The 26,238-nt window shown below is 72.4% G+C and carries 26 protein-coding genes; 20 read left to right on the forward strand and 6 right to left on the reverse strand.

All coding sequences use genetic code 11. The annotated features are described in order from the left end of the window. Positions 1-78 precede the first annotated feature (78 nt). Positions 79-549: a Dps family protein gene (locus M8I34_RS36790; RefSeq protein WP_244418425.1), complete on the forward strand. Its 471-nt coding sequence runs from the start codon at positions 79-81 to the stop codon at positions 547-549. Positions 550-1,041: 492 nt separating this feature from the next. On the opposite strand, the gene M8I34_RS36800 is transcribed toward M8I34_RS36790, so the two are convergent. From M8I34_RS36800 to M8I34_RS36810, 3 genes are all read right to left on the reverse strand, one after another. After that, complete coding sequence (locus tag M8I34_RS36800; RefSeq protein ID WP_250057244.1) at positions 1,042-1,818, reverse strand: SDR family NAD(P)-dependent oxidoreductase; 777 nt, start codon at positions 1,816-1,818, stop codon at positions 1,042-1,044. A 53-nt stretch (positions 1,819-1,871) separates the two neighbouring features. Further along, positions 1,872-2,681 (reverse strand): Fpg/Nei family DNA glycosylase, encoded by an 810-nt coding sequence (locus tag M8I34_RS36805; RefSeq protein WP_250057246.1) that lies wholly within the window; start codon positions 2,679-2,681, stop codon positions 1,872-1,874. Between the two features lie 88 nt (positions 2,682-2,769). Beyond that, positions 2,770-7,572, reverse strand: a complete 4,803-nt coding sequence (locus M8I34_RS36810; RefSeq protein ID WP_250057248.1) for a DEAD/DEAH box helicase — start codon at positions 7,570-7,572, stop codon at positions 2,770-2,772. A 125-nt stretch (positions 7,573-7,697) separates the two neighbouring features. Between M8I34_RS36810 and M8I34_RS36815 the strand changes: the two genes are divergently transcribed. From M8I34_RS36815 to M8I34_RS36825, 3 genes are all read left to right on the forward strand, one after another. Then, positions 7,698-8,579 (forward strand): AraC family transcriptional regulator, encoded by an 882-nt coding sequence (locus tag M8I34_RS36815; RefSeq protein WP_250057250.1) that lies wholly within the window; start codon positions 7,698-7,700, stop codon positions 8,577-8,579. 78 nt (positions 8,580-8,657) lie between these two features. Continuing rightward, positions 8,658-9,491 (forward strand): AzlC family ABC transporter permease, encoded by an 834-nt coding sequence (locus M8I34_RS36820; protein WP_374211035.1) that lies wholly within the window; start codon positions 8,658-8,660, stop codon positions 9,489-9,491. Then, positions 9,488-9,796 (forward strand): AzlD domain-containing protein, encoded by a 309-nt coding sequence (locus M8I34_RS36825; protein ID WP_030992770.1) that lies wholly within the window; start codon positions 9,488-9,490, stop codon positions 9,794-9,796. The genes M8I34_RS36820 and M8I34_RS36825 overlap by 4 nt, the downstream gene beginning before the upstream one ends. Positions 9,797-9,800: 4 nt before the next feature. Here the strand turns inward: M8I34_RS36825 and M8I34_RS36830 are convergent, their stop codons facing one another. Beyond that, positions 9,801-10,724 (reverse strand): hypothetical protein, encoded by a 924-nt coding sequence (locus M8I34_RS36830; protein WP_250057252.1) that lies wholly within the window; start codon positions 10,722-10,724, stop codon positions 9,801-9,803. Positions 10,725-10,862: 138 nt separating this feature from the next. Continuing rightward, entirely contained in the window at positions 10,863-11,372 is a 510-nt protein-coding gene (locus M8I34_RS36835) for a MarR family winged helix-turn-helix transcriptional regulator (protein ID WP_244418418.1), read from the reverse strand. A gap of 80 nt (positions 11,373-11,452) precedes the next feature. Between M8I34_RS36835 and M8I34_RS36840 the strand changes: the two genes are divergently transcribed. The 8 genes from M8I34_RS36840 (at position 11,453) to M8I34_RS36875 (ending at position 18,251) form a co-directional block, all read left to right on the forward strand. Continuing rightward, positions 11,453-12,622 (forward strand): PP2C family protein-serine/threonine phosphatase, encoded by a 1,170-nt coding sequence (locus M8I34_RS36840; RefSeq protein WP_250057254.1) that lies wholly within the window; start codon positions 11,453-11,455, stop codon positions 12,620-12,622. 306 nt (positions 12,623-12,928) lie between these two features. Further along, a complete protein-coding gene (locus M8I34_RS36845) occupies positions 12,929-13,807 on the forward strand; it encodes an STAS domain-containing protein (protein WP_244418416.1) in 879 nt (292 codons plus the stop codon). Then, the gene (locus M8I34_RS36850) at positions 13,804-14,217 is read left to right on the forward strand and encodes an STAS domain-containing protein (protein ID WP_244418415.1); all 414 of its coding nucleotides are present in this window, start codon (positions 13,804-13,806) and stop codon (positions 14,215-14,217) included. The genes M8I34_RS36845 and M8I34_RS36850 overlap by 4 nt, the downstream gene beginning before the upstream one ends. After that, positions 14,198-14,671, forward strand: a complete 474-nt coding sequence (locus M8I34_RS36855; protein WP_308372769.1) for an ATP-binding protein — start codon at positions 14,198-14,200, stop codon at positions 14,669-14,671. Before M8I34_RS36850 ends, M8I34_RS36855 begins: the two co-directional genes overlap by 20 nt. Next, a complete protein-coding gene (locus M8I34_RS36860) occupies positions 14,656-15,681 on the forward strand; it encodes a SpoIIE family protein phosphatase (protein ID WP_250057256.1) in 1,026 nt (341 codons plus the stop codon). The genes M8I34_RS36855 and M8I34_RS36860 overlap by 16 nt, the downstream gene beginning before the upstream one ends. Further along, on the forward strand, positions 15,678-16,994 hold the full coding sequence (locus M8I34_RS36865) for a SpoIIE family protein phosphatase (RefSeq protein ID WP_250057258.1): 1,317 nt from the start codon (positions 15,678-15,680) through the stop codon (positions 16,992-16,994). Before M8I34_RS36860 ends, M8I34_RS36865 begins: the two co-directional genes overlap by 4 nt. Before the next feature lie 213 nt (positions 16,995-17,207). After that, positions 17,208-17,618, forward strand: a complete 411-nt coding sequence (locus M8I34_RS36870) for an ATP-binding protein (protein ID WP_250057259.1) — start codon at positions 17,208-17,210, stop codon at positions 17,616-17,618. A 159-nt stretch (positions 17,619-17,777) separates the two neighbouring features. After that, entirely contained in the window at positions 17,778-18,251 is a 474-nt protein-coding gene (locus M8I34_RS36875) for a MarR family winged helix-turn-helix transcriptional regulator (RefSeq protein WP_250057260.1), read from the forward strand. Between the two features lie 3 nt (positions 18,252-18,254). On the opposite strand, the gene M8I34_RS36880 is transcribed toward M8I34_RS36875, so the two are convergent. Further along, entirely contained in the window at positions 18,255-18,605 is a 351-nt protein-coding gene (locus M8I34_RS36880; RefSeq protein WP_374211036.1) for an STAS domain-containing protein, read from the reverse strand. Positions 18,606-19,184: 579 nt separating this feature from the next. Between M8I34_RS36880 and M8I34_RS36885 the strand changes: the two genes are divergently transcribed. The 8 genes from M8I34_RS36885 to recX all read left to right on the forward strand — a co-directional run bounded on the left by M8I34_RS36885 (position 19,185) and on the right by recX (position 25,490). Further along, positions 19,185-20,351, forward strand: coding sequence for a PP2C family protein-serine/threonine phosphatase (locus tag M8I34_RS36885; protein WP_250057261.1), 1,167 nt, complete (start codon positions 19,185-19,187; stop codon positions 20,349-20,351). Between the two features lie 215 nt (positions 20,352-20,566). Further along, the gene (locus M8I34_RS36890) at positions 20,567-20,731 is read left to right on the forward strand and encodes a hypothetical protein (protein WP_030081509.1); all 165 of its coding nucleotides are present in this window, start codon (positions 20,567-20,569) and stop codon (positions 20,729-20,731) included. Beyond that, positions 20,728-20,994, forward strand: a complete 267-nt coding sequence (locus M8I34_RS36895; protein ID WP_250057262.1) for a DUF4190 domain-containing protein — start codon at positions 20,728-20,730, stop codon at positions 20,992-20,994. Before M8I34_RS36890 ends, M8I34_RS36895 begins: the two co-directional genes overlap by 4 nt. A gap of 184 nt (positions 20,995-21,178) precedes the next feature. Further along, positions 21,179-21,349, forward strand: coding sequence for a hypothetical protein (locus tag M8I34_RS36900; protein ID WP_006607051.1), 171 nt, complete (start codon positions 21,179-21,181; stop codon positions 21,347-21,349). 496 nt (positions 21,350-21,845) lie between these two features. Continuing rightward, entirely contained in the window at positions 21,846-22,040 is a 195-nt protein-coding gene (locus M8I34_RS36905) for a DUF3046 domain-containing protein (RefSeq protein ID WP_030081503.1), read from the forward strand. Positions 22,041-22,126: 86 nt separating this feature from the next. Continuing rightward, positions 22,127-23,410 carry an AI-2E family transporter gene (locus M8I34_RS36910; RefSeq protein WP_250057263.1) on the forward strand — a complete coding sequence of 428 codons (1,284 nt, stop codon included), beginning with the start codon at positions 22,127-22,129 and terminating at the stop codon, positions 23,408-23,410. A gap of 295 nt (positions 23,411-23,705) precedes the next feature. Then, positions 23,706-24,827, forward strand: coding sequence for a recombinase RecA (gene recA / locus M8I34_RS36915; protein ID WP_053209844.1), 1,122 nt, complete (start codon positions 23,706-23,708; stop codon positions 24,825-24,827). A 6-nt stretch (positions 24,828-24,833) separates the two neighbouring features. Further along, a complete protein-coding gene (gene recX / locus M8I34_RS36920) occupies positions 24,834-25,490 on the forward strand; it encodes a recombination regulator RecX (RefSeq protein ID WP_250057264.1) in 657 nt (218 codons plus the stop codon). The last annotated feature ends 748 nt before the right edge of the window (positions 25,491-26,238 follow it).

Here is a 26,238-nt window from a genome sequence, read left to right on the forward strand (position 1 = left end):
GTCCGGGCCGCTCGGAACGGGCGATTCATTTGTACGATGGCTAAATCGGATAAATCGCCTGAAAACGGGAGCATCTGGATGTCTGTCGTCAAGAGCACACTGTCCGACGAGGATCGCGGTGTCGTGGGTACCGCCCTACAGGGAGCGCTCGTCGATCTGGTGGACCTCTCCCTCGTCGCGAAGCAGGTGCACTGGAACGTCGTCGGCCCGCGGTTCCGCTCCGTGCACCTTCAGCTCGACGACGTGGTCGCCAGCGCGCGGCAGCATGCCGACACGGTGGCCGAGCGGGCGTCCGCGATCGGGGTGTCTCCCGACGGGCGGGCCGGCACCGTCGCCAAGACCAGCGGCATCAGCGAGATCACGGACGGCTGGATCAAGGACGTCGCTGTGGTGCAGGCGATGGTGGACGCGCTGAGCGCGGTCATCGGCCGGATGCGCGAGCGGATCGTCGCCACCGCGGACCCGGACCCGGTCAGTCAGGACATCTTCATCGGTCTGACCGCTGACCTGGAGAAGCACCACTGGATGTTCCAGGCCGAGGCCCACTGACGGGCCGCGGCGACCGCTGAGGGCTCGGGTCCCGGGCATGCCTTCCGGGGCCTGCGGCGTCGGCCTCCGTCCGGGGGCTTGCGGAGCCGAGGTCCGCTCCGGGGCTTGCGGGGGCGCCTGCGCGCCGGAAATGCCCCGGTGCGCCCTCCCGCCGGGCGGCGGGACCCGTCTAGCGTCGGCCGGAGGAGGCAGCCATGGGGTGGCGTGACGTCGCGGTCCGCGGACCGTCCGGCCGGCGTCCGCGGGCCGTGCCGGGTCGCTGGATATCCGGGGCCGTCGTCGGGGGGCTGTGGTGGTGGGCCGTGGTCCGGCTGGTGGTGTGGCCGCAGTCGGCGGGGGTGGTCGAGGGGGTCGTGGCGCTGGGCGGCTGGGGTCTCAGCCTGCTGCCGGTGCACTGTGTTCCACGGACGGGCCGAAGCGGCGGCCGCCGCCGTGCCGTGGCCCGGGCGGTGAGGGGGGTGCGCGGGGTGCGCGGGGCGTGCGGGGTGGTGCTCACCAAGGCATGGCGACGCCGCCGTTGGGGCGGAGGATCTGGCCGGTCATGAAGGACGAGGCGTCCGACGCCAGATGCAGCACGGTGTGGGCGATGTCCTCCGGCTCTCCCACCCTCCCCAGAGGGGACATCCGGATCATCGGCCGCTCCGCCTGCTGCTGTGCCTCCGCGGTGTGGCGCTCGGTCATCGCCGTACGGACCCAGCCCGGGGCGACGGCATTGACGCGGATGCCGTGCCCGCCGACTTCCGTGGCCAGGGTCTTGGTGAGCTGGACGACGGCGGCTTTGGCGGCGCCGTAGCAGAGCAGGCCGGGTGCGCCGGTGTCGATCGCGCCGGACGCCATGTTCACGACGGAGCCCCGGGTGGCGGTGGCGATCATGGCGCGGGCGGCCTCCTGGCAGCCGTACAGCACGCCCTTGAAGTTGGTGTTCCAGACCCGGTCCAGGTCCGCTTCCTCGGTCTCCAGGACGGCGGAGGAGTGCATGATCCCGGCGATGTTCGCCATCACATCGAGGCGGCCGGTGGCGCTGCGGGCGGCGTCGACGACGGCGGCGATCTCGTCGCGCCGGGTGACATCGAGGTGGTGGGCGTGCGCGGAGCCGCCCGAGGCGGTGATCGCCGTCGCGGTCGCCCTGGCGCCCCGGTCGTCGAGGTCCGCGCAGTGGACGGTGGCTCCGGCCTCGGCGAGGAGGACGGCGGTGGCGCGGCCGATGCCTGCGGCGGCGCCGGTGACGATCGCGGTGCGGCCCGTGAGGTCGTACGCCGTGAGGGGCATGGGGCGAGGGTAGAGCGATATCTGACGGAGCGTCAATTGGCGTGCGTCACGGCTCAGTCCGCGGGCCGGGCGGCCGGCCGGTCGGGCTGGCAGGTGGGGCACCAGTAGGTGACGCGCTCCTCGCCGGCGGGGTCCTGGTCGGTGGTGCGGATCGCGGTGCCGCAGCGCAGACAGGGACGGCCGGCCCGGCCGTAGACCCACAGCCGGCGGTCGGGGCGGGAGCTGGGAGTGGTGGTACGCGCGGGGCGGTGCTTGTTGGCTTCGAGGAGCTTCTTGGCGAGCGCCGGCATGCGCTCCGGGTGGGGCAGCTGTCCTACGGGGAGCCAGGGGGAGGCGCGCAGCAGAAAGCACAGCTCGCACTTGTAGACATTGCCGATACCGGCGAGATGGCGCTGGTCGAGCAGGGCCTCGCCGAGGGGGCGTTCGGGGGCGGAGAGCAGTCGGCGCAGGGCTTCGGACGGGTCCCAGTCGGGGCCGAGGAGATCGGGGCCCAGGTGGCCGACGACCCGGGGCTCCTCGGCGGTGCGCAGCAGATCGAGAACGGGAAGGCGGTAGCCGACGGCGGTGTGCCCGGCGGTGCCGAGGATCGCCCGGATCTGGTGGGCGGGGCCGCCGCGCCAGCGCTCGGCCGGGGCGTAGATCTTCCATGCGCCGTCCATCCGCAGATGGGAGTGCAGGGTGAGGCCGCCCTCGAAGCGGGTGAGGAGATGTTTGCCGCGGGGGACCACGTCCAGCACTTCGCGGCCGGTCAGATCCACCGTCGCGAGTCGGGGGACCCGCAGGTCGCAGCGGGTCAGCGGGCTGCCGGTGAGTGCTTCGCGGAGCCGCTGGGCCAAGCGCCAGACGGTGTCACCTTCGGGCATGCCACCATCATGCCGGGTGGGTGGGTACGCGCGGGTGGGTGCGCGCGGGGTGGACGCCCGCGGCGTGGGGACCGCCCGCGGTGTGCCGTCACCCCCGCAGTCGCAGGCCCCTCGGGGTCGGGTGGAAGCCGGCGGACTCCAGGGTGGTGGCGTAGGGGGAGGTGAGCGCCGAGGTGCCGTTGATGCGTTCGGTGGTGATGGTGCCGAGGGCGCCGGCGCGGGCGGCATCCGTGAGTGCCTCGACGGCGAGCTGGAGGCGGGCGTCCGTAGGGGCCGGAGCCGGGTCGTGGCCGAAGGGCCAGATGAGCAGGGTCTTGCCGCCGCGTTCCAGGTAGAGCGTCAGCTCGCCGTCGACGAGGACCACGAGGGAACCCGCCTTGCGGCCGGGTTTGTGCGTCGAGCCTTCGGGCGGCTCGGGCCAGGACAGGGCGGCGCCGTAGGCGTTCGCCGGATCGGCGGCGGCCAGGACGACGGCGCGCTGCGGGCCGCCGCGCCGGGACCGCGCCGGGCCGGAGTCCGGCAGGGCGTCATCGGCGGTGCGCTCCCGCTGGGTGTTGACCGCCCGCAGCCGGTCCACCGCGCCGTCCATCGCGAACTGGGCGGCGCCGAGCCCCTCCACCACATAGCCACGGCGGGCCTGACCGGACTCCTCGAAGGCGGCCAGCACGCGGTAGGCGGCGGAGAACCCGCCCTCGACGCCCTCGGCGGCGACCGCGCCGCGGGTGACGATGCCGTGCCGGTCCAGGAGGGCGCGGGCCAGGGCGTGGGCGCGGTGGGTGGGGTCCGGCTCGGCGGCGGGCAGCAGCGACCAGCGGCCGCCGACGGTCGGCGGGCCGGAGCGGGAGGCGGTGGGGCGGCCGCTGCGGCCCGTGGCCGCGGTCAGCGAGCCGTATCTGCCCCGGGGGACGGCCCGGCGGGCGCGATGGGCGGTCGAGCCGGCCGTACGGCCCGAGCCGAGGAGGGCGCGCAGCGGGGCCAGGGTGTCGTTGGTCAGCCGGCCCGACCAGGCCAGGTCCCACAGGGCGTCGGCGAGTTGGGCGTCGGTGGCCTCGGGGTGGGTGGTGGCGCGCACTTGGTCGGCGAGCTGGCGGAAGAACAGGCCGTAGCCGGGGGCGAGGGCGGTCAGCAACGACTCGTGCACCGCGGTCACTTCCAGCGGGAGCGGCTGCGGGAGCAGGAGCGGGGCGGTGTCGGCGAGATGGAGGGAGACCCAGCCGTCCTTGCCGGGGAGCGCACCGGCACCGGCCCACACCACCTCGCCGGTGGTGGTGAGTTCGTCCAGCAGGGCGGGGGTGTAGCCGCCGACGCGGGAGGGCAGCACCAGCTTTTCCAGGGCGGAGGCGGGCACGGGCGCGCCCTGGAGCTGCTCGATGGCGCGCACCAGCCCGTCGATACCGCGCAGACCGGGCGACGCGCCGCCAAGTGGGGCCGGCACCCCGCTCGCCGCGGCCGGGCGCGGGGCGCTGACGTGCTGCCACTGGGGGAGGAAGGCGGCGAGCGCGGCGGGCGGCACGGGCTCCAGCTCCTCGCGCAGGGCGGCGAGCGAGCGGCGGCGCAGCCTGCGCAGCACCTGGGCGTCGCACCACTCCTGGCCGATGCCCGCGGGGTGGAACTCTCCCTGGACGACCCGTCCTGCGGCGGCGAGAAGATGCAGCGCGCCGTCGGTGACGGCCGTGCCGAGGCCGAAGCGGGCGGCGGCCTGTTCGGAGGTGAACGGGCCGTGGGTGCGGGCGTAGCGGGACAGCAGATCGCCCAGCGGGTCCTTGACCGGTTCGGTGAACGACTCGGGGACGCCCACCGGCAGCGCCGTGCCCAGGGCGTCGCGGAGCCGGCCGGCGTCCTCGACGGCGGCCCAGTGCTCGGCGCCGGCGATCCGCACCGCGATGGCGCGGCGGGCGGCGGCCAGCTCCCTGGGCCAGGCCGGATCCGCGCCGCGCTCGGCCAGCTCGGCGTCGGTCAGCGGCCCCAGCAGCCGCAGGACGTCGGCGACGCCCTCCACGTCCTTGACGCGCCGGTCGTCCGTACGCCACTGGAGCTCACGCTCCAGCTCGGCCAGCACCTCGGCGTCCAGCAGCTCGCGCAGCTCGGCCTGGCCCAGCAGCTCGGCCAGCAGCCGGGAGTCCAGGGACAGGGCGGCGGCGCGGCGCTCGGCGAGCGGGGAATCGCCCTCGTACAGGAACTGGGCGACATAGCCGAAGAGGAGTGACCGGGCGAACGGCGACGCCTCGGGGGTGGTGACCTCCACGAGGCGGACCCGGCGGGCCTCGATGTCCCCCATGAGCTCCGTCAGGCCCGGTACGTCGAAGACGTCCTGGAGGCATTCGCGGACGGCCTCCAGCACGATCGGGAAGGACCCGAACTCGCTCGCCACCTGGAGGAGCTGGGAGGCGCGCTGGCGCTGCTGCCACAGCGGGGTGCGCTTTCCGGGGCTGCGCCGCGGCAGCAGCAGGGCGCGGGCGGCGCATTCGCGGAACCGGGAGGCGAACAGCGCGGAGCCGCCGACCTGGTCCGTGACGAGCTGGTCGACCTCGCCGTGCTCGAAGGCGACATCGGCCGCACCCACGGGGGACTGCTCGGGGTCGTACTCCGCGCCGCGGGCACCGAGGCCCGGGTCGGCGGCCGGATCGAAGCCGCCGTCGCCGTCCAGGAGGTCGAGGCCCATCAGATCGGCGTCGGGCAGCCGCAGCACGATGCCGTCGTCGGCATGCATCACCTGGGCGTCCATGCCGTAGCGCTCGGCGAGACGGGCGCCGAGGGCCAGCGCCCACGGGGCATGGACCTGCGCGCCGAAGGGGGAGTGGATGACCACCCGCCAGTCGCCCAGCTCGTCGCGGAACCGCTCCACGACGATCGTGCGGTCGTCGGGGACATGGCCGCAGGCCTGCTTCTGCTCGGCGAGATAGCTGAGCACATTGGACGCCGCCCAGTCGTCCAGCCCGGCCGCGGACAGCCGGGTCCGGGCGTCCTCCGGGCCGAGCGCGCCGAGCTCGCGCAGGAACGCGCCCAGGGCACGGCCCAGTTCGAGGGGGCGGCCCAGCTGGTCGCCCTTCCAGAAGGGCAGCCGGCCCGGCACCCCGGGGGCGGGGGTGACCAGCACCCGGTCGCGGGTGATGTCCTCGATGCGCCAGGACGTCGTGCCGAGCGTGAAGACATCGCCGACGCGGGACTCGTAGACCATCTCCTCGTCGAGCTCCCCCACCCGGCGGCCGCCCCCCTTCCCGGAGTCGCCGCCCGCCAGGAACACACCGAACAGGCCGCGGTCGGGGATCGTGCCGCCGGAGGTGACGGCCAGCCGCTGGGCGCCGGGGCGGCCCGTGACGGTCCGGGCGACGCGGTCCCACACCAGGCGCGGGCGCAACTCGGCGAAGGCGTCGGAGGGGTAGCGGCCGGCGAGCATGTCCAGCACGGCCGTGTACGCCGACTCGGGAAGCCCGGCGAACGGGGCCGCCCGCCGGACGACGGCCAGCAGCTCCTCGACGTCCCAGGTGTCCATCGCGGCCATGGCGACGAGCTGCTGGGCGAGGACGTCCAGCGGATTGGCCGGCACCCGCAGCGCCTCGATGGCGCCCGAGCGCATCCGCTCGGTGACCACCGCCGCCTGCACGAGATCGCCGCGGTACTTGGGGAAGACGACGCCCGTCGAGACCGCGCCGACCTGATGCCCGGCGCGGCCGACGCGCTGGAGCCCGGAGGCGACCGACGGCGGCGACTCCACCTGGATGACCAGATCGACCGCGCCCATGTCGATGCCCAGCTCCAGACTGGAGGTGGCGACCACGGCCGGCAGCCGGCCGGCCTTCAGGTCCTCCTCCACCTGGGCGCGCTGTTCCTTCGACACGGAGCCGTGGTGGGCGCGGGCCAGCAGCGGCGGGGCTCCCTTGGCGGCACCGGACCCGCCCATCAGCTCGGCGGGGGAGTGGTGCTCGGGCAGCGCCGTGGCGGAGCCGTCCGCCTCGGGCCCGGCAGCCGTGGAGCGCTCGTAGGCGATCTCGTTGAGGCGGTTGCACAGCCGCTCCGCCAGGCGGCGGGAGTTGGCGAAGACGATCGTGGAGCGATGGGCCTGGACGAGATCGGCGATCTTCTCCTCCACCTGCGGCCAGATGGACGGCTTCTCGCCGGTGTCGCCCTCCTGGACCGGTGATCCGCCCAGCTCGCCCATGTCCTCCACCGGGACGACCACCGAGAGGTCGAAGCGCTTCCCGGACGGCGGCTGGACGACCTCCACCCGGCGCCGGGGCGACAGATAGCGGGCCACCTCCTCCACCGGGCGCACCGTCGCCGACAGCCCGATCCGGCGGGCCGGACGGTCCAGCAGCTCGTCCAGCCGCTCCAGGGACAGCGCCAGATGTGCGCCGCGCTTCGTGCCGGCCACCGCATGGACCTCGTCCACGATCACCGTCTCGACGCCCTCCAGCGCCTCCCGGGCGGAGGACGTCAGCATCAGGAACAGCGACTCGGGGGTCGTGATGAGGATGTCCGGCGGGCGGTTGGCGATCGACCGGCGCTCGGCGGGTGAGGTGTCCCCGGAGCGGATGGCGACCTTGATGTCCGGCTCCGGCAGTCCGAGGCGGACCGACTCCTGGCGGATGCCCGTCAGCGGACTGCGCAGATTGCGTTCCACATCGACGGCCAGCGCCTTCATGGGTGAGACGTACAGCACCCGGCAGCGCTTCTTCGGCTCGGCGGGCGGGGGCGTGCTCGCCAGCGCGTCCAGGGACGCGAGGAAGGCGGCGAGGGTCTTGCCGGAGCCCGTCGGCGCCACCACCAGGACGTCGGAGCCGGCGCCGATCGCCCGCCAGGCCCCCTCCTGCGCGGCGGTGGGCGCGCGGAACGCCCCGGCGAACCAACCGCGGGTCGCGGGGGAGAACGAGTCGAGCGCTGCCTGGGCCATGTCCTCCATCGTGCACCGGACCACTGACAACGCGGTCGCCGCGCGCCCGGCCGGCCGTCGCAGGCCGCCCGTCCACGCTGCGGACGCGCAGGTCGGCGGCCACGCGGCGGCCGCAGAATGGAGGCATGGTCACGGTCAGCATTCAGAGCGCGGCCGCCGTCGTGCCCGGTGCGGGCGCCACGCCGCGGGCGAGCGGCGAATGGGCGCGCCACTGGCGCTACTCCGGGCTGCCCGGCCTCGACCTGCTGCGCGCCCGCTACGTCCGGCACTCCTTCCCCCGCCATGCGCACGACGGCTATGTCGTCTGTGCGGTCACCTCCGGCATCGAGGAGGTCGGGCTCCAGCAGGGCACCGTCCGGGCCGGCCACGGCGGCATCATCATGATCAACCCGGAGGTCGCGCACACCGCGCGGGCGGGCGCACCCGAGGGCTGGGCCTATGCGACGCTCTACCCCTCCTCCGAGGTCGTCGCCGAGATCGCCGGGGAGACCACGGCGCTGCGCGGCACCGCGGGTTTCGAGGAGACGGTCGCCGAGGACCCGCACGTCGGCCACCTGATCACCGAGATCCACCGGGCCGCCGAGGCCGGCAACGCCCTCGCCGCCGACAGCCTGCTGCGGATGGCCGTCGCCCGGCTGCTGCGCCGCTACGGAGGCCCGCTCCCGTTGCGTACGCCCCGCAGTGCGGGCGCCCGGACCGCGGCCCGCGCCCGGACCGTCCTGGAGGAGCGGATGGCCGACCCGCCCTCCCTGGAGAAGCTGGCACACGAGCTCGGGACCAGCCCGTTCGCGCTGCTGCGGGCCTTCCGGACCGCCTACGGCATGCCCCCGCACACCTGGCTCACCGACGCCCGGGTGCGCCGGGCCCGCAGGCTCCTGGAAGCGGGCAGCGCACCCGCCGAGGCGGCCGTCGCCGTCGGCTTCACCGACCAGCCGCACCTGAACCGGCACTTCACCCGCATCGTGGGTGTGCCGCCCGGCGCGTACCGCAGGGAGCGCGCGGCTTGAGGCGCGGTGATACGGGGAGCGCGCGGGGCGCAAGAACGTACAAGACCGCCGAGGGCGCCGGCTCCTAAGGTCCGGGGTGTGGCAGAACAGACAGACATACGCACCACGGAGCGGACCCCCGCGCCGCCGCCGGCACCGCCCGCGAAACCCGACTCCGCCGTGATCAGGGACGCGCTCGGCGTCGGTATCGCCGTCGGCCTCTCCGGCTTCGCCTTCGGCGTGACCTCGGCCGGCGCCGGGCTCGGCCTCCTCCAGACCTGTGCGCTGAGCCTGCTGGTGTTCACCGGAGCCTCGCAGTTCGCCCTGGTCGGCGCGCTGGCCGCGGGCGGCAACCCGTTCACCGCCGCGGCCGGCGCGTTCTTCCTGGGCGCCCGCAACGCCTTCTACGGGCTGCGGCTGTCCGCCGTCCTCGGCTACCGGGCACGGGTCAAGCCCTTCGCCGCCCACTGGGTCATCGACGAGACCTCCGCCGTCACCCTGGCCCAGCCCGACCGCCGCAGCGCCCGGCTGGGCTTCACCGTGACCGGGCTGACCCTCTACGTCCTGTGGAACCTCACCACCCTCGTCGGCGCCCTGGGCGCCGGGGCGCTCGGCGACACCGACGCCTGGGGACTGGACGCGGCAGGCCCCGCGGTCTTCCTGGCGCTGCTCGCGCCGATGGTCAAGGACACCGTCGAACGGGTCGCGGCCGGCCTCGCCGTGGTGCTGGTCATGGTCACGCTGCCCCTGCTGCCCACCGGCGTGCCCGTGCTGGTCGCCGCGCTCGCCGCGCCTGCCGTCCTCCTCGCGCAGGGGCTCCGGGAGCGGACCACCGGAGCGGAAGCGCCACCGCAGGCAGGCACCGCAGCGCCGCACGCGCCCCGGGACGGGGCCGCGGAGCTCCGCAACACCACCGAGGAGGACGGGGCATGACCGTCTGGATCGCGATCGCCCTCACCGCCGTCGGCTGCTACCTGGTCAAATACCTCGGCCTGTCGGCGCCCGCCGGTGTACTGGAGCGCCCCCTCGTCAAGCGGCTGGCCGCACTGCTGCCGGTCGCCCTGCTGGCCGCGCTCACCGCTCAGGAGACCTTCGGCGACGGCCCGCATCTGATGCTGGACGCCAAGGCCGCGGGGGTGGCCGCCGCGGCCGTCGCGCTCGTGCTGCGGGCGCCGTTCCTGCTGGTCGTCGGCGTCGCCGTGGCGGTCACCGCGGGGGTACGGGCCCTGGGAGGGTGAGCGCTCAGGTGAGGCGGCGCCCGTACGCCCGGAGGGTCAGCAGCGCCTTGAGCGTCACCATCGGGCGGCCCTCCAGCGCCGTCCCCGGTGCCCACACCCGCCAGTTGACCGGCCAGCCGCCGTCCTCCTCCTGGAGCGCGGTGAGGTGGTCCAGCGCCCGGTCCATCTCCTCGTCGGTGAACCAGTCGCGGGCCAGCGAGCCGGGTGCGGGGGCGAAGTCGTAGGGCAGGTGGTGCTCCCCGGGGGCGTACCCCTGCGCCACGGGGACGTCCGCGGCCCGCTCCGGGTCCAGCAGCACCAGCCGCTGCTCCCGGACGAGCGCGCCGAGCCGCCGCGCCGCCGCGGCGGCCCGCGGCCGGTCCGGGGCGCCGTCCAGGAAGGCCACCGCCGCCTCGACCTCGTACGGATGGGTCTCCTCCAGCGACTCCACGGTCGCCCAGCAGTAGTCCGTGGCCCGGAACAGCCAGGCGTGCCAGACCTCGTTGCGGTGCAGCACCCCCACCACGGGACCGGTGGCCAGCAGCGAGCTCGGCGGGTCGTCGACCACGGGGATCCAGGGCGCGGCCGGATACCCGCGCTGTGACGGGTGCAGCGCGGGCAGCGCCCCCTGCGGCGTGGAGATCTTCGTCAGATAGCGGCAGATCCGTTCCACCTGGCGGCCGTCACAGCGCCCGATCAGATCGAGGACCTTCAGGGCGTGGGCGGTGTGCAGCGGCTGGCTGACCGGGCCGCGAAGATCGGGCTCCAGGGCATGGCCGAAGCCGTCGTCGTCGTTGCGGTACGCGGCGAGCGAGGTCTCGACCTGATCGGCCCCGCCGCCGAGGAAGTGGAACTCGAAAAGCCGCTGCTCGAGCACTCGCGCGGTCAGCCAGACGAAGCGCTCGGCACGCGCCAGAGGGGGCGAAGAAGGTCTTACGTTGTCGGCCATGGCCCGACCGTAGGGCGGAAATCCCCCGGCGGCACCGGCTCGCGCCCCGCTGCCCTCCCAGGGCGGGATACTGAAGGCATGCGGTTGACGGATCTTGCGGTGGCGACGGCCGGACCCTCGTCAACGGCAGGACACGCCCTAGGCGCTGTCCGCGACATCGCCGTCCCGGGAGGCCGCGCCCTCCCGGTCCGCCGCGAGCCGGGCAGAGGCCGCGTGGAAGGCCTCCAGGCCCGCCGCGAGCCGGGCGACGTCAGCGGGTTCCATGCGTTCGAGGGTGGCCGTGACGTCCCGGCTCCGCGCCATCCGGTACTGCTCCAGCAGCACCCGGCCGCGCAGGCTCAGCCGCAGCTCGACCTCCCGTCGGCTGGTCGCGCTGGGGCCCCGTTCCGCGAGGCCCATGGCCTCCAGGCGGTCGCAGAGCCTGCTGACCGCCGGCGGCCGCGAGCCGAGCGCTTCGGCGAGGGTGCGCAGATTGGTGCCTTCGCGCTTCTCGATCACCAGGAGCGCACGCAGCTGGGAGAGCGAGACCTCCGCCGAGCGTGCCGCTTCCTGCCCGCGTCCCCACAACACCTCGAGCAACTCGGAGGTGGCAAGCGCCGCCGCGCTCGCGCGCTCGTGGGAATGGGGCCGACCGGTGAAACGGGACACACGAACACTCTGTCACCCTGTGCGTCCCCTTGTCAGACCGACCCTGCCCTTGGCCCTGGACGAACGGTGTCCGCGAAACCATGACTCAACGCCTCGAAGTGGAAACAGCGCTGCGTGCCGCGGCACCGCATGCGCTGGTCGACACCCTGCAAAGCCTCCTCACCACCGTCCACCGGGCCACCGCCGTGCGCCTGTTCCTGACGGACTACGGCGGGACGGTGCTCAGGGCGTGCGAGCCCTCGGGGCACGGAGGGGAGTCGCTGCCCGTCTCCGACAGCCCGGAGGGGCGGGCGCTGGGGAGCCAGGAGCCCCGCGAGCAGCAGGTGCCGCGGGGGGACGCCATCGACCACCATCTTCCGGTGACGGTGCGCGGCGACCGGATCGGCGTGCTGACGGTGCGGCTCCCGGGCGAGCGCTCCACGCCGGAAGTCCTCGACGAGCTCAGGTACGTGGCGGACCTGCTCGGGCGCGAGATCCTCGTCGCCGAGCGCGACACGGACGTCTACCAGCGGGCACGCCGGGCCAGCCGCCTGACCCTGGCCGCGGAGATGCAGTGGCAGCTGCTGCCCGCCCGTGCGTACACCGACGCCCGGTTCGCCCTCGGCGCCCAGCTGGAGCCCGCCTACGCCGTGCACGGCGACAACTTCGACTGGACGTCGGACGCCGACGAGCTGACGCTCTCCGTCACCAACGGCATGGGCGAGGGCATCGAGGCCTCGCTCCTCACCAACCTCGCCGTCAACGCCCTGCGCAACGCCCGCCGGGCCGGCGTCGGCCTCGCGGACCAGGCGGCACTGGCCGACCAGGCCCTCTACGACCACTACCGGGGCGCGGCCCATGTATCGACGCTGCTCCTGCGCATCCACGTCGCGACGGGGCGGGTGGAAGCCGTCGACGCGGGGTCGCCGCAGATGTGGCGGATGCGGGGGAAGGCGATCGAGCGCGTGGAACTCGATGCCCAGATGCCGCTCGGCATGTTCGAGGAGTCCCACTACGCGCCACAGGGGTTCACGGTCGCACCGGGGGACCGGCTGATCTTCGTGAGCGACGGGGTCTATGAGACGCTCTCGCCACCGGGCGAGAGGTATGCCGAGCGGGCGCTCGCGCGGGCCATCCACGCCACGAGCCTGTTGCCGGCCGCGATGGTGCCGCATGCGCTCCTGCGCGACGTGGCCGATTACCGTGATGCGGAGTCGTTGGACGACGCTTTGGTGCTATGTCTTGACTGGTTCGGTGACGGTCACTGTTGAGCGGAGATCCTTTTCGGTCTCTTCGCCGGGGGTGTGACCGACGGCGGAGGGGCCGGCGCCGGCGGTCGTCCCTGGGTACGCGGCGACCGGTGCCCCAGGGGGAGGCGACCGTACGGATTCGGATGCCGGGCCGCTCGCTGCGCCGGTGGGTGAAGCGCAAGCCCGTGGGTACCGGCCCTTGATCGTGCTCGCTAACATTTGCCGGGCGACAACTGTTAAACGGTGTGCGGGCCGGCCCGGCCGCAACCGCAGGGCCCACCGGCCCGAGGCAGTCATCCGGGCCGGCCGGACCGAAAGGACGATGAGTTGGAACCCGCTGAGGTTGCCGCCCGCGAGCGCGTCACGAGCGTGCTGCGCGAAGAGGCCGATGAGATCTCGGACCGCTGGGTGCAGTTGCAGCTGGCGCAGCCGAGCCTGAACGGGGAAGTGAGCGAGGCCGAGCTGGGAGAGGAGGCCGACGCCCTGGTCGGCGCCCTGCTCTCCGGCCTGGACAGCGGCTTGCCGGTGGAACGCGTGGTCACCTCCGACGAGGAGATACACCGTGCCGTTTCCGAGTTCTCCCTGCGACGTGCCCGCAGGGGGGTGTCGCCGACCGCCACCTCGCTGGCCGTGCTGTCCCTCAAGGAAGCCCTGCTCAAGGCCGTCCAGCGGCGGTCCCGCGACGGGGAGGACCTCTTCCACAGCGCGGTGCTGATCAACCGCCTCCTGGACAGTGCCGGGGCCCTCTCCTTCGAGATCTTCGTGGAGGGCCGCGAGGAAATCATCCGCCGCCAGAGCCAGCAGCTGCTGGAGGTGTCCACCCCGGTGGTCCGGCTGTGGCGCCAGGTTCTGGCCGTCCCGCTGATCGGCACCCTCGACACCGCACGCACCCAGGTGGTGATGGAGAACGTGCTCCAGGCCATCCAGGAGCACGAGGCGCTGGTCGCCATCATCGACATCACCGGCGTACCCACCGTCGACACCGCCGTCGCCCAGCATCTGATGCACACGGTCAACGCGGTGCGTCTGATGGGCGCGGACTGCATCATCAGCGGCATCCGGCCGCCGATCGCCCAGACCATCGCCCAGCTCGGTATCGATCTGTCGACCATCATGACCCGGGCCACCCTTGCCGACGCCCTGGGAGAGGCCGTGAAGCTCACCGACGCGGTTCCGTCGACCTCCGCCCCTCTGGCGCAGCGGTGAACGTCCCCGCCTCGGCCGGTGTGCCGATTCTGCGACTGGGCGACGTCCTGGTCACCGGGCTCCTCAACGAACTCGACGACAAGACGGCCGTGGCCTTCACCGACGAGCTCACCGCCCGCATCACGAGCGACCGGGCCCGTGGTGTGCTCATCGACGTCTCCCGGCTGGAAATCGTCGATTCCTTCGTGGCCCGTACTTTGATGGAGCTGGCCACCATGGCGCGGCTGCTCGGTGCCCGGGTGATCGTTGCCGGGATGCGGCCGCCGGTCGCCATCACCCTGGTCGAGCTGGGCCTCCAGCTGACCGGGGTCGAAACGGCACTCAATGCCGAGCAAGGCATGGTCGCGCTGGGCTGGCATCAGAGCCGGCAGCCGTCCGAGGGGGTCCTGCGTGAGTTCCGCACGGAGTAGTGACCACGCGGTGGGCCTTGCCACGGCCGCCCGGGACGTCGCCGACGCCGGAGGCAACAGGTCGGTGCACCAGGTGCGGACCGAAGAGGACCTGCTGACCGTCCGTCACGCCGTACGGGCCGCCACCCTGCGGGCCGGCTTCAGCATCGTCGACCAGACGCGGGTGGTCACCGCGGCCAGTGAGCTGGCACGTAACGCCTACATCCACGGCGGAGGGGGCACCGTCACCATCGACCACCTCATGGCGCGCGGCACCACGGGACTCCGTCTGACGATCACCGACGACGGGCCCGGCATCGCGGATGTCGGCGCGGCGCTGACCGACGGCTTCACCACCGGCGCGGGCCTCGGCCACGGCCTGGGCGGTGCCCGGCGGCTGATGACCGACTTCGAGCTCCAGACGGTTCCGGGCCGGGGCACGACCGTGATCGCCACGCGATGGGCGAGTCGTTGACCCACCCCGACCCCCAGCCGACGGCACATATCGCTGTGGACCACTACAGCGCCGTTCATCTCGCCGCCGAAACGGCCCGGTCGGTCGCCGAGCGGTGCCGGCTGCCGGGAGCACTGCCCGACCGGGCCGCCGTCATCGCCTCGGAGCTGGCCAGCAATCTGGCCAACCATGCGACCAACGGTGCGCTGTTCCTCCAGCCGCTGCCCCTCGGCGGCGGTATGGAGATCTTCGCTGCGGACCACGGGCCCGGCATCGGCGAACTACAGCAGTGCCTCACCGACGGCTACAGCACCAGCGACACCCTCGGCGCCGGCCTGGGAGCCGTGAAACGGATAGCCACCACCCTCACCATCCGCACCGAGCCCGGGTCCGGCACCCTCGTCTGTGCCCGCCTCACCGCGCCCGACGAGACCGCGTCGGCCGACGCGGAGGTGGGCGCCATCTGCGTACCGGCGGACGAGGAACAGACCAGCGGCGACGCCTGCGCCATCGTCGATCACGGCCCGGCCCGCACCGCGGTCGTCGTGGACGGCCTCGGCCACGGCCCGCAGGCGGCCGAGGCCGCACAGGTGGCGCTGCGGTCCTTCCACCGCGCGCCGGACAGCCCGCTGCCCGAGCTGCTCACCGCGTTCCACCGCGCACTGCGCCGCACCCGCGGGGCGGCCGTCGGCCTGCTGCGCCTGCACCCCGGCCGAGCGGAGTACTGCGGTATCGGCAACGTACGCGTCGTGACACTGACCCCGCTCGACCTGAGCAACCGCCTGAGCGGTCAGCCGGGTATAGCGGGGCTGAACATGACGCCACCGAGGGTGCGCGCCTTCCCCGTACCGGCGGGCGGTACCGTACTTCTCCACTCCGACGGCATCGACCACCGCTGGGCCCAGGCGCCCTCACCCTTCGTGCACCGCCTGCCCCCGCCGCTGCTCGTCGCGTCCCTTGCCCACAGCCACCGCGTCCCCCGCGACGATGCCACCGTGCTCGCCGCCCGTCCCCGCCAGAGACTTCCGTGACCCCCCACACCTTCCACGATCTGTCGGCCCTGCGCCGCGCCGTCCGGCGGATCTGCGCAGCACACCGGCTTCCCTCCCGGACCGGAGGGCGCCTGGTGCTCTCCGTGGCCCGGGCGGCCGGTGCCGTCCTGCGCGCCGGCGGCCCCGTCCGCCTCGAGGCCGCCGAGCAGTCCGCCCCGGGCGGGACCACCCTGCTCGCCGTCACCCTGCGGGCCGGAGCGGCACCGGCACCGCTGAGCACGGCCGGCCTCCCGCTGCCGGGCCGGGCGACGCCGGACGGCGTGGCCTGGCACCTGCCCCTCGGGGAGCCCGAGGATCCGCCACCCGCCGCGCCGCTTCCCAAGACGCGCGCCGGAGTGCCGTCCCAGGGCCGTCCCTGCGAGGCGGCGACCGCCGAGGTGTACGAAGCGGAGATCGCGGCGCTCGAAGGCGATCTCGGCGCGGCGCTCTCCCGCGTGGACACCCTCACCACGGAACTGCACGCCCTCAAGGACGAACTCGGCGAGACCAACAGCGGCGTCCTCGCCCTCTACGTGCAGCTGGAGGAGCGGGACGAACAACTACGGCGGGCCCACGGCCAGATCCTGCGCGAGCTGGAGGACGCACTCCGTCCCTCGCCGATCACCGTGAGCGGCCTGGAGTTCGCCGTCCACTACGAGCCGGCGGACACCGACGCGCCCACGGGGGGCGACTTCTACGACTGGCTCCACCTCCCCGACGGCACCGTGCACATCACCATCGTCGATGCGCTGGGCCATGGTGTGCGCAGCACCCGCAGCGCGCTCAATGTCACGCATGCCGTGCGCACCCTGGCGCTCGAAGGCCATCCGCTCGAATCGATCGTCGCCCGCACCCACGACATCCTGGTCCCGTTCGACCCGGAGATCATGGCGACGGTCCTGCTCGCCCGTATCCACCCCGGAACCGGCGCACTGCGCCTGGCCAACGGCAGCCATCCGCCCGCCCTGCTGCTGCGCGCCGACGGGACCTCCGACTACCTCGAGACCCGCGGCCGGGGTATCGGCTTTCCGCTCCCGGGCAGCGAGTCCGTGCTGGAGGAGACGCTGCACGAGGGCGACCTTCTGGTGCTCTACACCGATGGTCTGACCGAGAGCCGAAGAGACCCCATCGAAGGCGAGGCACGTCTCGTCAAGAGTGCGCGCGCCCATGCCCAACGGCCGGTGGACGAGATCCCCGGCGCCGTCGCGGAGGATATGCACACCGTCATCCTGCATTCCGACGACACCCTTGCCCTTGCCGTCCGCCGGCCCCCGCGAGACGCCCCGGCGGCGAAGGCGAAGGCGGACGGGTGAACTGCCCGCCCGCGCCGCCGCCGCTTCGCGCCACGGGCCGCCGGGGACAGGCGGCCTGCGGCATCCTGAGGGGTCCGGGGAGCGCCGATCCCGGGGCCGCCAAGTGTCCTGTTCCGCGTCGGTTCCGTTGGGTAGACGCCTCACGAACACCTGATGACGCTTCATGCACACCAGCCGAACGAGGAGTTCGACCGACCGGGGTGAAAAGAGCTTATGCACCAACCACTTGCGACTGACGACCCCTCGTCACAGCCGGCCCAGTGCGTCTGCCGTCCGGGGACGGCGGCGGACGCCCGTGACTGCGCTAGGAGCTTCGTCGATCTGCTCCATCCGGCGCCGACCGCACACACCATCCAGAACCTGCTCCTGCTGGTGTCCGAGCTGGTGGCCAACGCGCTCCGTCACGCGGGCGCCGTCACGGCGCTGCGGCTGACCGCGGATCACGAGAGCATCCAGGTCCACGTCGAGGACCCCAGCTCCGCCCGGCCGGAGGGGCGCAGCCCCGATCTGACCGGCCGCGGCGGCGGCTTCGGCTGGCCCATGGTGCACACGCTCGCCCGTGACGTCACCGTCCGGCCCTGCCCCGGCGGCGGCAAGGTCGTGCAGGCGGCCCTGTCCCGCTGAGCCCGGCACGGCCGCCTGCGTACGGGAGGACGGGGAGGCCGTGTGATCCGGAGAGAAGCGGGCAGGGAGCGGGTGTGCGCAGGAGCCTCGGACGGTGCTCCGGGCCGGCCCGCCGTGTGCACCGCACCTGTCGTCGCCCAGTGGGAACGGGATGCGCCCATGCAACGCCACAGCGCCGAACCGCCGTCGGAGACACTGCGCGAGGCGGCGGAACAACTGGCCGTCGCCGGTGAGGCGCTCGCCGCCCTGATGAGGGACGCGGCCGCCCCGGTGGAACCGCGGCCTTCCCCGCACGGCCTGAAAGTGATGTCCGTCGTATCGCGCTGCCCCGGGCGGAATCTGACCGCGGTCGCCGCCGCCGTGGGCATCGGTCTGCCACGCGCCAGCCGGGTGTGCGCCGCATTGGAGGCCGCAGGTCTGCTGCTCCGCCGCCCTGCGGTCGACGACCGGCGCGAGATCGGGCTTCAGCTGAGTCCTGACGGCCGGGCCCTGCTGGAGCGCTTCCGGGCGACCCGGGTGGACCGCATGGCGGCGGTACTGCGCCGGATGCCCGCACAGGAACGGTGCGAGCTGGTCGCGGTGCTGGGCGAGCTGGCCGTCGCCGTCGCTGCCGTCAGCTCCGAACGCGGCTGAGGCTCAGGCCTCCAGGGCCTTGCCGACGGTCTCGTACAGGGGCAGCACCGTGTCGAGTCCGGTGAGCGCGAAGAGCCGTTCCAGCACGGCGGAGGGGGCGGCGAGACGCAGTGCGCTGCCCAGTGCGTCGTGCGCCCGGAGCAGGACATTGACCGTGGCGGAATCCGCGAAGGCCACCGCGGACAGGTCGACGACGACAGGGCCGTCCCCGTCCCGCGCCACCTGCTGGAGGGTCTCGTCGAGCGGGGCGACGCTGTCGAGATCGAGTTGTCCCGTGACGACGAGAACCAGGGCCCCCCGATCCTGCCGCGTGTCGATACGTATCGGTCGGCCTCCACTGGACTGGGGCAGCACGATGAACCTCGCTGTAGGGGCTGACGCTTCGTGGGTGAACAGGTCCTGGGTTTCGACACGGCAAGGATAGAAGCGATAGTTGCCGTTTGACAACATTCGCCGTAAGGCAACAATCTGTTCTCGACACCTGGCAAGAGGGCCGTGCCCGGCGCGGCTTGGGAACGAGAAGCGGCCGGAGACCCGCTACGCGCTGTCAGAAACCCGAGCGTGGCCGCCGACGAGGAGTGGGCCGTCACCCTCATCTGCGAGTGGGGAGGATGCCGCCGCGTGGAACGCTTCGAGTCCCGCCGCACGGTGCGCGACGGCCGCCGGTTCCCTGAGAGGCGCGCCCTCGTGACTCCCGGCCATGCGAAGGGCCCGCAGTTGTGACGGCGAGGCCCCCGCCCGGCGGGACATCTCCTGACCACGCCCCCACAGCGCCTCCAGCAGCTCGGAGGTGGTGAGGGCGGCCGCACTCGCGCGCTCGCGGGGACGCGGCGAGCCAGTGAATCGGGGCACCTGGCCACAGTGTCATCCGGCGCGGTGCCCGTCAGCCCCCCGCCTTTGCGTCGTCCGTGGACGAAGAATGCCTGAGAGACCGTGACTCAACGCTGTGATGTAGAACGAGCACTGCGGGCGTCGGCCCCGCACGCTCTGGTGGACACGCTTCGTGCGGTGCTCACCCGGTGCTACGGAGCGCTCTCCGTACAGTTGCTGCTCGCGGACTACGGGGCGACGGCGCTCACGCCCTTCGACGCGCTGGGAACGTCCGGCGCCTCGATTCCCGTGGCGAACAGCGCCGAGGGCAGGGCGTTCGGGAGCCAGGAGCCCCGCCGTCAGATCCAGCAGGGCGAGGTGGTGGAACACCACCTTCCGGTATCCGTCCGCGGCGAACGCACCGGCATCCTCACCGTGCGCCTGCCCGTGGAGCGGTCCGTTCCGCACACCGTCGACGAACTGGTCCACGCCGCCGACCTGCTCGGCCACGAACTCCTGGTGGCCGAGCGCGACACCGACGTCTACCAGCGCGCGCGACGCATCAGCCGGCTCACCCTCGCCGCCGAGATGCAGTGGCAGCTGCTGCCGGCCAGGGCCTGTTCCGCCGCCGAGTACGCCATCGGCGCCCAGTTGGAGCCCGCCTACGCCATCCACGGCGACAACTACGACTGGGCCTCGGACGCCCACGAGCTGACGCTCGCCGTCACCGACGGCATGGGAACGGGCGTCAACGCCTCACTGCTGACCCACCTCGCCGTCAATGCGCTGCGCAACGCCCGCCGGGCCGGTATCGGCCTCGAAGACCAGGCGGCGCTGGCCGACCAGGCCCTCTACGCCCAGTACCGCGGCGCTTCCCACGTCTCCACCATGCTGCTGCGGTTCGACCTCGCGACCGGCCGGGTGCAGGCGGTGGACGCGGGATCGCCTCAACTGTGGCGGATGCGCGGCAAGTCGGTCGAGCTGATCGATCTCGATCCGCAGATGCCGCTCGGCATGTTCGAGGAGACCCACTACGTGGCAAAGGAATTCGAGGTCCTGCCCGGCGACCGGCTCCTCATCGTCAGCGACGGGGTGTACGCGGCGGTCTCGCCCGAGGGCGAAGGGTACGCACGCCGGGCCCTGGCCCGCGCCCTCCACGCCAGCACGCTGCTTCCGGCCGCCACCGTGCCCCGCGCCGTGCTCCGCGACCTGGCCGACTACCGCGACGCGGAATCCCTGGACGACTCCTTGGTGGTGTGCATCGACTGGTTCGGCAAGACGGGCGGATAGGCGCAGGGCACCCACGACGCGCGCGGCGGCGCAGCCGGGCACCGCCACCGCCGCAGTCGTCACGATCCGGGGTCCGCACCTGATCCTCCGTAACGGAACCTGTGAGAAGGACGGCCCGCCTGGGTACGCGGGCCGAGGCGGCACCGCAATGACGCAGTGGGAGCCCGAGACGGCTCACCGCCTCCTTGCTGTCCCTCGTACGGGAAAGGTGCATCATGCTCTTCCTGGTCGTAGCCCTGTTCCTCTTCGGTGTGCTGATGGGGACGGCGGGGCATGTCCCGGTGCCCGTCACTGTCGTCGCCGGTGTCGCCATCGTGGCCTGGCTGGTGGTCTTCTTCGCCAGAGAGCGCCGTAAGGCGGCGAAGGGGGGCGGCCGGTGACCTCCACCCGGATTCCCGTCAGGACCGGACCGCACCCCCAGGCCGACCGGATGGCCATCGCCGCGTTCGTCTGCGGTCTGCTGGGCGTGCTGGTGTTCAACATCGTCCTCGGGCCGTGCGCGGTGCTCTTCGGCGCCGCGGCCCTCTACCGGGGAACCATCCGACGCCTCCGTGCCTACCTGGGCCTGGCGTTCGGTGTCCTCGACATCGTGCTGCTCGTGGTGCTCTCCTCCCACAGCGGGACGATCAGCTGGCATCTGTAGCAGCCCCAAGGGGATTTGAGCCGGCGGAAGATACTGCAAAAAGGCCGGACGAAAAGCGGCCGAGTAAATGGATCTTGCCGCGGCCGGTCAACGCGGATGCCCCGGAAACCGGTTAAGAAACACATAAGTTCGCAAGGTTGGGGGGAATTCCGCGGGGCACACGATGCCTCGGAGGTTGATAACTATGGTTCCCCTGCTTCTCGTCCTGCTTCTCGCGCTGCTTCTCTTCGGCGCCGGATTCGCCCTGAAGGCCCTCTGGGTCGTGGCGGTCATCGTGCTCGCCGTGTGGCTGCTGGGCTTCGTGCTTCGCTCCGCCGGCGCCGGCGGCAAGCGTGGCCGGTGGTATCGCTGGTGAATTTATGGAGGGGCATTCCTGAAGTGCGGGTGGGGGCCGGAAATCCAAGTTTCCGGCCCCCACCCGTGTGCGAGCACACTTCCACCGGATACGGCAAAAGATCCTTCAGGGTTATGTGCCGCACTCGCCGGCGGAAATCTCCCGGCGGCAGCAAACTCAAGAATTCACCGACCGTGGCGACCGCTCTTCACCGCTTTCCTCGGTCGGCCGGCCATTCCGTGCCCGGGATATCCGCACCGTGTCCGAATGTTCCGCTCCGGGTGAGTCGGGCCGCCGGTTATCCTTCGGGCGCCCGACCGCACCGGGCATTACTCTGCGTACCTCTGCGGATCTCTCCGCACGTCGTTCGCGCGGGCGGGCGCACGAACCCGCGCCACGATGGATGCTGGGTTCCACAGGGAGGACCCCCTGGAAACCCCCTGAGGGGCGCGTGGGGGCACGCGGGGGCGTGCGGAGCAATAGACATGCAGGTCAGAGCGGGTACGGAGCGGAAAGCATGCGGTTGACGATCTTCTGGCAGCGGATGGCCGATCACTTCGGTGCGGCGTATGCCGACTCCTTCGCGCGTGACTATGTGATGTCGGACCTCGGCGGCCGGACCGTCCATGAGGCGCTGGACGCGGGGTGGAGCGCCAAAGAGGTGTGGCGGGTGGTCTGCTCGGTGATGGATGTGCCGTCCGACAAGCGCTGAGCACGGTCTGGCGCAGGGCTCTGACCTGCGAGAAAGGCGCCCTGATGGCCGGATGACGCGGGCGGGCGCCCGGGCCAGGGCCTGGGATGTCGCAGCGGTGCGCGACACTGGGCCCCGTGCCCGAGTCAGATGAGATCACCAGCAACGACGTCCCAGGCCCCGAGGACCGGTCCGCGGACCGGTCCGATGCGCGGATGCCGCGCTGGCTGCCGCGCGCCATGGTGCTCGCACTCGCTCTGGTGGCCTGCTTCCAGCTCGCCACCTGGGGCTTCCACCAGCTGATCAGCCTGCTGCTGAACGTGCTGATCGCGTTCTTCCTCGCGCTTGCCGTCGAACCTGCCGTCGACTGGATGGCGGCCCGTGGCCTGCGGCGCGGCCTGGCCACCGGCCTGGTCTTCGTGAGCATCCTCGTCGTCACGGCCGGTTTCTTCGCGCTGCTGGGCTCCATGCTCGCCGGACAGATCGCCAACATGGTGGAGGAGTTCCCGCAGTATCTGGACTCCGTCATCAGCTGGATCAACAACACGATGCACACCCACCTCTCGCGGGTCGAGGTGCAGAACAATCTGCTGAAGTCCGACTGGCTCCAGAAGTACGTCCAGGACAGCGCCAACAACGTCCTGGCCGTCTCCGCGACGGTGCTGGGCAGCCTGTTCAACCTGCTGACGGTGGCGCTGTTCTCGTTCTACTTCGCCGCCGACGGCCCCCGGCTGCGCCGTGCCCTGTGCTCGGTCCTCCCGCCGCACCGCCAGACGGAGGTGCTGCGCGCCTGGGAGATCGCCGTCGCCAAGACCGGCGGCTATCTCTACTCCCGCGGCCTGATGGCGCTGATCTCCGGTTTCGCGCACTATGTCCTGCTGGAGATCCTGGGTGTGCCGTACGCCCCGGCGCTGGCCATATGGGTGGGGCTGGTCTCCCAGTTCATCCCGACCATAGGCACCTATCTCGCGGGCGCGCTGCCCATCTTGATCGCCTTCACCGTCGACCCCTGGTACGCCCTGTGGGTCTTCGGTTTCGTCGTGATCTACCAGCAGTTCGAGAACTACCTCCTACAGCCGCGGATCACCGCCAAGACGGTGGACATCCATCCCGCCGTCGCCTTCGGCTCGGTCGTCGCCGGTACGGCCCTGATGGGCGCGGTGGGCGCGCTGATCGCGATCCCGGCGACGGCGACGCTTCAGGCGTTCCTCGGTGCGTACGTCAAGCGGTACGAGGTCCCCGACGACCTGCGGGTCCGCGGCAGGAGCAGGCGCGGGGCCAGGGCCCTGGCCCGTGTCCGGCGGACCCTGCACGACGAGCAGCCGTCGGCCCCGCTGGAGGACCGGAAGGCGGACGGCGACGTCCAGGAGGACGGCCAGGGGGTCCGCTGACCCCGCGGGCCCCGGAGCCCGCCGGGTGCCTTGCCGCACGGCGCCGCTGCCGCACGGCCGGGGCGGTCGACGAGCCTCGGCGACCCGTCGGCGACGCGAGCGCGGGCCGCTTGACGCCGAAGCGGGTCGCTTGACACCAAAATCGAACATCCATTCTCATGGGAGATCTGGCCTGTGTCCTCGGGATTTTCGCGGAGTTATCCACAGGTCGGAGCCGGGTCCGGGCGCATTGTCAGTGGCAGGCGTTAGCGTCATGGACGTGAAGCGATCGACTCAAGCAAATCGGGTGGAACCCATGGCAGGCACCGACCGCGAGAAGGCGCTGGACGCCGCACTCGCACAGATTGAACGGCAATTCGGCAAGGGCGCCGTGATGCGCATGGGGGAGCGGCCGAACGAACCCATCGAGGTCATTCCCACCGGCTCCACCGCGCTTGACGTCGCGCTCGGCGTCGGCGGCATCCCCCGCGGCCGCGTGGTCGAGGTCTACGGCCCGGAGTCCTCCGGCAAGACGACCCTGACCCTGCACGCCGTCGCGAACGCGCAGAAGGCCGGCGGCTCCGTCGCGTTCATCGACGCCGAGCACGCCCTCGACCCTGAGTACGCCAAGAAGCTCGGCGTGGACACCGACGCCCTGATCCTGTCCCAGCCGGACAACGGCGAGCAGGCCCTGGAAATCACGGACATGCTGGTCCGCTCCGGCGCGCTCGACCTCATCGTGATCGACTCCGTCGCCGCCCTGGTGCCGCGGGCCGAGATCGAGGGCGAGATGGGCGACTCCCATGTCGGCCTCCAGGCCCGGCTGATGAGCCAGGCGCTGCGCAAGATCACCAGCGCGCTCAACCAGTCCAAGACCACCGCGATCTTCATCAACCAGCTCCGCGAGAAGATCGGCGTGATGTTCGGCTCGCCGGAGACCACGACCGGTGGCCGTGCGCTGAAGTTCTACGCCTCGGTGCGCCTCGACATCCGCCGCATCGAAACCCTCAAGGACGGCACGGACGCGGTCGGCAACCGCACCCGCGTCAAGGTCGTCAAGAACAAGGTCGCGCCGCCCTTCAAGCAGGCCGAGTTCGACATCCTCTACGGCCAGGGCATCAGCCGTGAGGGCGGCCTGATCGACATGGGGGTGGAGCACGGCTTCATCCGCAAGTCCGGCGCTTGGTACACCTACGAAGGCGACCAGCTCGGCCAGGGCAAGGAGAACTCCCGCAACTTCCTGAAGGACAACCCGGATCTCGCCAACGAGATCGAAAAGAAGGTCAAGGAAAAGCTCGGTATCGGCGTGAAGCCGCAGGAGCCGGCGGTGGAGCCCGGCGCGGATGCCGCGGTGGCGGCGGGCGAACCGGCCGTCGCAGCCCCGGCACCGGCGGCCAAGGCCGCCAAGGGCTCCAAGGCCGCCGCGGCCAAGAGCTAGCCCGCCATGACGCGGCGAACGGAATGGCCGGGCAGCGAGGACGACACCCACAGCGCTGCCGGCGACACCGAGCCCCGTCAGGGCCGCAGAGGCCGTCATGGCCGGGAGAACAGCGGTGGTCCCGACTCGTCGAGGGCCGAATCGGGACCACCGCGTACGCCCGAGGAGCAGGCACGGGCCATCTGCCTGCGCCTGCTCACCGGGAACCCGCGTACGCGCAAGCAGCTCGGGGACGCACTGCGGCAGCGGGGCATCCCCGAGGAGGCCGCGGAGGAGGTGCTCTCCCGCTTCGAGGAGGTCGGACTGATCGACGACGCGGCCTTCGCGGACGCCTGGGTGGAGTCCCGCCATCATGGGCGTGGCCTGGCCCGCCGCGCTCTGGCCCGTGAACTGCGCACCAAGGGTGTGGACTCCGCCCTCATCGATGTGGCCGTCGGCCGCCTCGACTCCGAACAGGAGGAGTCCACCGCCCGCGAGCTGGTCGACCGCAAACTCCGCTCCACCCGGGGCCTGGACCGCGAAAAGCGCCTCCGCCGGCTGGCCGGAATGCTGGCCCGCAAGGGCTACTCGGAGGGCCTCGCCCTCCGCGTCGTCAAACAGGCCCTGGAAGAGGAAGGCGAGGATCCGGACCTTCTGGAGGAGCACTACCTGCCGGACGCGTGAGGAACCGGGCATCGCGGCGGCAGGATGAGGGGGCACGAGGGCGGTCCGATCACCACGGCCAGAGCAGGTGCCAGGGGGCCTGATGGCGCGCCACGGGGCCGATGTGCCACAGGGGCGACGCGCCACGGGGCCGAGGGGCGTTCCGGGGTAACCCGAGGCCAGGCGGGGCGGGGCAACCCGGGGCTAGGGGGGGAACGCGGGGCCGGGTGGCACAACCGGGGGTGTGCCGGGGCGGGGTGAGCCGTGGCAAGCCGAGGCTGGACTGAACATCACGGGGCCGGTGGAGTTACCCGAGGCCAGACGGGGCGTGCCGGGGCAACCCGCGGCAAGGAGGTAATCCGGGCTGGGCTGGGTGTCCCAGAGCTGAGCTGGACATCCCGGGGGCCGGGTGGGGCAAACCGGGTAATCCGGTGTCGGGCGGGTGACCCGGGGTCGGGCGAGGCGTCACTGGGCCGGGTGTGACGAACCGGGGCAGGGTGGGGTGCCACTGGACCAGGTGTGACGAACCGGGGCGGGGTGAGGCGTCACTGGGCCGGGCGTGACGAACCGGGTCGGGCGGGCATCCCAGGGCACGGGCTGGGCTCCCCGGGCCGGACGGGCAACCCGGTGCCGGGCGGGCCGCCACGGCTGGGCGATGACTGCGCGCTGTGGCGCGCGGCGACGATGACGGTGGTGCAGCTGCTGGCGCTGGGCCGCGAATGCAATTCGGGGTGGGTGGGGGAGGGGAGGGGGCGGGGGGAAGAGAGGC

Origin of the sequence: Streptomyces sp. MCA2, from assembly GCF_023544705.1 — a bacterium.
GTDB lineage: Bacteria > Actinomycetota > Actinomycetes > Streptomycetales > Streptomycetaceae > Streptomyces > Streptomyces decoyicus.